The organism is Bradyrhizobium sp. Mp27 (assembly GCF_029953005.1).
Classification (GTDB): domain Bacteria; phylum Pseudomonadota; class Alphaproteobacteria; order Rhizobiales; family Xanthobacteraceae; genus Bradyrhizobium; species Bradyrhizobium barranii.
Window position 1 is genome coordinate 1 of sequence record NZ_JASAUS010000329.1, and the last position, 4,328, is coordinate 4,328.

The 4,328-nt window shown below is 53.0% G+C and carries 2 protein-coding genes and 1 pseudogene; 2 read left to right on the forward strand and 1 reads right to left on the reverse strand.

Features of this window, described 5'->3' with window-relative positions; genetic code table 11:
• Positions 1-149: 149 nt before the first annotated feature.
• Positions 150-558, reverse strand: a pseudogene (locus tag QJT78_RS49085) (hypothetical protein).
• 283 nt (positions 559-841) lie between these two features.
• On the opposite strand from QJT78_RS49085, the gene drt3a reads away from it, so the two are divergent.
• On the forward strand, positions 842-2,077 hold the full coding sequence (gene drt3a / locus QJT78_RS49090) for an antiviral reverse transcriptase Drt3a (RefSeq protein ID WP_157790182.1): 1,236 nt from the start codon (positions 842-844) through the stop codon (positions 2,075-2,077).
• Positions 2,070-4,022, forward strand: a complete 1,953-nt coding sequence (gene drt3b / locus QJT78_RS49095; RefSeq protein ID WP_080586863.1) for an antiviral reverse transcriptase Drt3b — start codon at positions 2,070-2,072, stop codon at positions 4,020-4,022. Before drt3a ends, drt3b begins: the two co-directional genes overlap by 8 nt.
• Positions 4,023-4,328: the final 306 nt, after the last annotated feature.

Here is a 4,328-nt window from a genome sequence, read left to right on the forward strand (position 1 = left end):
AGTCTCGGTCATGGCGTATCGCTCTCCTCGAGAGGTTCTGGCAGGCTCGTCACCCGCCTCGATACGCCGCCTTCCTCACACCGTCATCACCCAGATTCCGCCATAGCTCTCTGGAATATGCGTCCACTCTCAGCTCCCGAACTGGAAATCTAATCACGCTCCCCCGGCCACCACGTTGACGGCGGATGGCTGGCCGAAATCTTAGTTGGCCTAAGCGCCACCAGTGCGCTTCGCTCATACAGATATCGTCGCACCGCCGAGCAGTCCTTGCAACGCAGGTAGCGCTCCAACTCGTGGACTGGTGTCGTCTTCGCGCGCCTGATGATGTCGAGGGCTACCGTTTGATTGGTAGCGCACCCAAGGCATCGAACCTCCAAGTAGAGGTAACCGGCATTGATCGCGTCGCCGATGGTCGGGGAGGGCTGTGCCGGTCCTTTGTAGCCAAGCATGCGAAAATTCCACGCCTCACATGCCAGCTTATCGGCGCGCTTCCTTGGCGCGTTCGGCTGACATTTTGATTTGGGTGCCGAACAGGTATTGGCGGGACTTGGTAGACATGATGCGGCCAGGTAAGCGCAGTCGGCCGACCACCGCAAAAACTCTACCTTTAGGGGCTTGGAGGTGAGTTAGGCCCCCGCTTATAGCGGCTGTGGACAAATCGCAAGCTGAGCCTGGGAATCTTGGAACGGAGCACATCTTCATCCCCTCTCATTTGCGCATTCAACTTAGGCATAAGTCTTGTTGATTTCGCGTAGGGGTTGCGCTTGGATGCCATCGAATCAGGATGGCGCTTTTGACTGCGGCGCGCTCAACCAAAGCATAACGAGACTTGGGGAGATCGGTGCTACCGGGGCTGAATAGGGACCTTCTTACTCGCTGCATCATTTCGTCGGATCTGCAAAACCCGGACATCATCGCAAATCCTTGCGATGCCAACGGCCTTGCTCACCGTGCCGAATTGATTTTGCGTTTTGGGTTCGCGAGTATCGTGGTCGAACCTATTCCGATCAGAGGGAGTATTGCGCACTGTGTCAGATCAACCCCGCACGCGGTCGCGCTTCGCGGGATAAACCACGTTCTCCGCTCCTCTATCGGCATTCAACCGGCTGATAGGGATACTATAATAAGACGCCTAACTACAATCCTCGAGGAAGGTGTCCAGCACCGCATTTATAAATTCGACATAAAGTCGTTCTTTGAAAGCTTAGACAGGAGTCAGCTATTTACAAAGCTCTGGCTCGTCCCTGAAATCCCGCGCGGCACACTCGTCGTCTTAGCGAACTACTTTGACGAACTCAGGGACAGAAATATCTCGGGGCTGCCGAGAGGCATTCAACTGAGCGCAACTCTGTCCGAATTCGCGCTCAAGCAATTTGATCGATCGCTGTCGGCACTTCCAGACGTATATTTTCACGCGAGATATGTTGATGACATCATTATTGTTACTGGAGCGCGGGAGTCCCCAAAAGACTTTGCCCGCACCATCCGAGAGCTGCTGCCGTTTGGCCTTCAGTTAAATGCAGAGAAGACTAAGCGAATCGACCTTCCCCCCTTTACTAAGGGACAGCCTAACGCGCCGGTGGGCCAGTTCGACTATCTCGGCTATAGCTTTTCTATGTATCCGGTAACGCGAGATTCGGATAATCGGTTTCGGCGCAAGGTGGAGCTTTCGATTGCAAAAAAGAAAGTTTCCAGGATCAAGTCCCGCCTATGTATTGCGATCGGTCAATACATGCAGGATGGCGATCCTGTGCGTCTTGAGCGTCGATTGCAGCTCCTGACTGGCAATTACAAGCTACGTGACTTCTCAACCGGCCGCGAGCGAAGTGTTGGCCTTTGGGCAAACTATAAACGAGTCAATTCATATTTGGCGCTCAACGAACTGGACTCCTTTCTCCGATCCGTCTTGGTCGGGACACGAAGCGGAATAGCAGCTCGCTTCGCCCTAAGCGCGCCCATTGCCGCGCGCCGCTATCTTCTGAAATACGACTTTTCATCGAACTTCAGGAAACGGCCGTTCTACAACTTTCCGATGGGAGAACTCTCGGAATTGCGACGATGCTGGCAAAATGTCTAAGTCTGGAAGACGGCGAGGTAACATCGATCGCTCTGACTACGAAAGAGCGGTGCTAACTGATACGGCTCCCGCCGATGTGCCGATCATATTCTCGAATGATGGCTTTCACGCGAACCTAGGGCGACGCCCGGTTTCGGACGGTCTACGACGTGTAATTGCCGCGCTCGTTCGAGAGAATGATCAGCGATACACCGTGCCACATCGATATCGCATCAGGTTGTCGAACATCGCAAGCCGCCAATTGAGTTTGGGGCATCCGGCGGCTCAACATCGCGCGTGTGCCTTCTACCGAGACTACGGTCATCTCATTCCCTACTTTTGTCGCCATGAGGCCGTATCGTTGAGGCGCCCCGTAAAGATCGGCAGCACCTACTTCTATCTTGGTCCAAGCGCTGAAAGGAAGCAGTACAAGGGAGCGGCGATAGATATGTTGCTCCAGGATCAAACGGTTCGAAATCCGGGGTCGTTCTTCGCGTACGAAGGATACGATCGCTTCTACAAGTTTTTCAATTCGGAGGAATTTGTTGGGTTAGAGAAGAAATTTTCTCTGATGCGGTTGACCGATATCTCAAAATGCTTCTCGTCGATCTACAGTCACACTCTCGCTTGGGCGGTAAAAGACGTTCAGCATGGCAAGGAATCGACTTCTGCCGTTTCGTTTGCAAATGACTTCGATTCTCTCATGCAGTACGCCAACTACAACGAGACGAATGGCATTCCTGTTGGCGCCGAGCTATCACGAATTTTTGCTGAGATTATCTTGCAGTCTGTCGAGGCAAGCGTTCTGCGAAAGCTGGAAACGCACCTCGTATACGGATCAGACTTTGTTATCCGGCGATACATAGACGACTACACTATTTTCGCAAACAAGCACGACGTGCTAGATGCCGTCCAGCGTGCCATTGCGGACGCTCTGTTGCTGTTCAATCTTCATCTGAACGAGTCCAAGACTTTCACGAAAGCGCGTCCCTTACAAACGCGTCGCTCACAGATTATCTCAGGCGCCGCCCCAGCCGTTCAGAAGTTCAGAGACGCGGTCCATGAGGTGGATCAGTCAAACCACACGTTTGTGCCAAAGCGCATTCGTGATCCAAGGGCGTTAGTCCGCAGTTTTTCAAATGACGTAAAGGTCGCTTGCACCAACGGTGATGCTGGTTACGAGGACGTGAGTCCCTTCATCATCGGGTCAATCGCTAGCACAATCGAATTACTCATCGCGAGCTTCAATTCAGCGGCGCCCAGTACTCGATTGGATGAAGAGAGGTACGCCCGCGCATTCGACGCGCTCCTTTCTTCAATGTTCTATTTCTTCATCGTACATGCAACGGTCACAAGCTCCTACCAGGTCGCTAAAGCGGCAGTTCTTTCGATTCGCTTCTTTAGGGACAACCTTCCGGGCGCCGCCGAGTACATCAACGAGCGGGCGCGATTGCTTTTCGAGGACGTGATAACCAATCCCAATCTATCGGATGGTACGCCTACCGATTGGGTGCCGATCGAAATGCTCAATATCATTCTTGCGTCCACCGAGCTTCCCGAGCACTATCGACCCAACGTGTTTCCGATCAGCAGGCGCGTCCTTGACGATAAAAGTATCGATTACTTTTCTATCGTCGCCTTCTTGTTCTATTTCGGTCAATCCCGTGCAGATTTTGCACAACAAGCGGAAAGCAAGCTGCGTGGAGAGCTGCTTCCGAAAGTGGCTCCGCTCAGAAATTCGCGTGACGCGCATCTCTTGCTCGATTTGATTTCATGCCCACATCTAACTTCGGGATTTCGAAAGGAGTGCGCGGAAGCGCTGTTCACAGGACTCGGTATGTCGGCCCATCGACTATATTCCTTGCTGTTCGTGAAGGAGGTCGAGCGATTTCCGTGGTTTATTAATTGGAGGGAGATTGACCTCTTGAATCACTTGCGAAAGAAAGAGTTGAGGACCGTATACTAAGCAGCTAGAAAGGTTGGCGAGAGGGTCGCCAACAGAGCATTCTAGCGGGCCTTAAAATCCGCTACCACGCGCAAACCGATGGCTCGGAGAGTTATTGCTCCCTTGCATAGATTTGTTCGGGCGGGCGAAAGTTCGCACACACATCATGCTTGAGGCGACTCTCTCACCGTCGCTCGAGATTACCGTGAATAGGAGGCTAGCCCGTCTTATTCGTAAGAGTGCGCCTCAGGGGTAAAGCGCTGATGCGGCGTAGGATTCGGTTGCGAAGCCAACCCCATCACCTCCAACCGCGAACGCCACGCCCGC

Bases quoted from the DNA above. Each gene is read 5' to 3' on its own strand.
- drt3b (WP_080586863.1), top strand. From the start codon at position 2,070: ATGTCTAAGTCTGGAAGACGGCGAGGTAACATCGATCGCTCTGACTAC.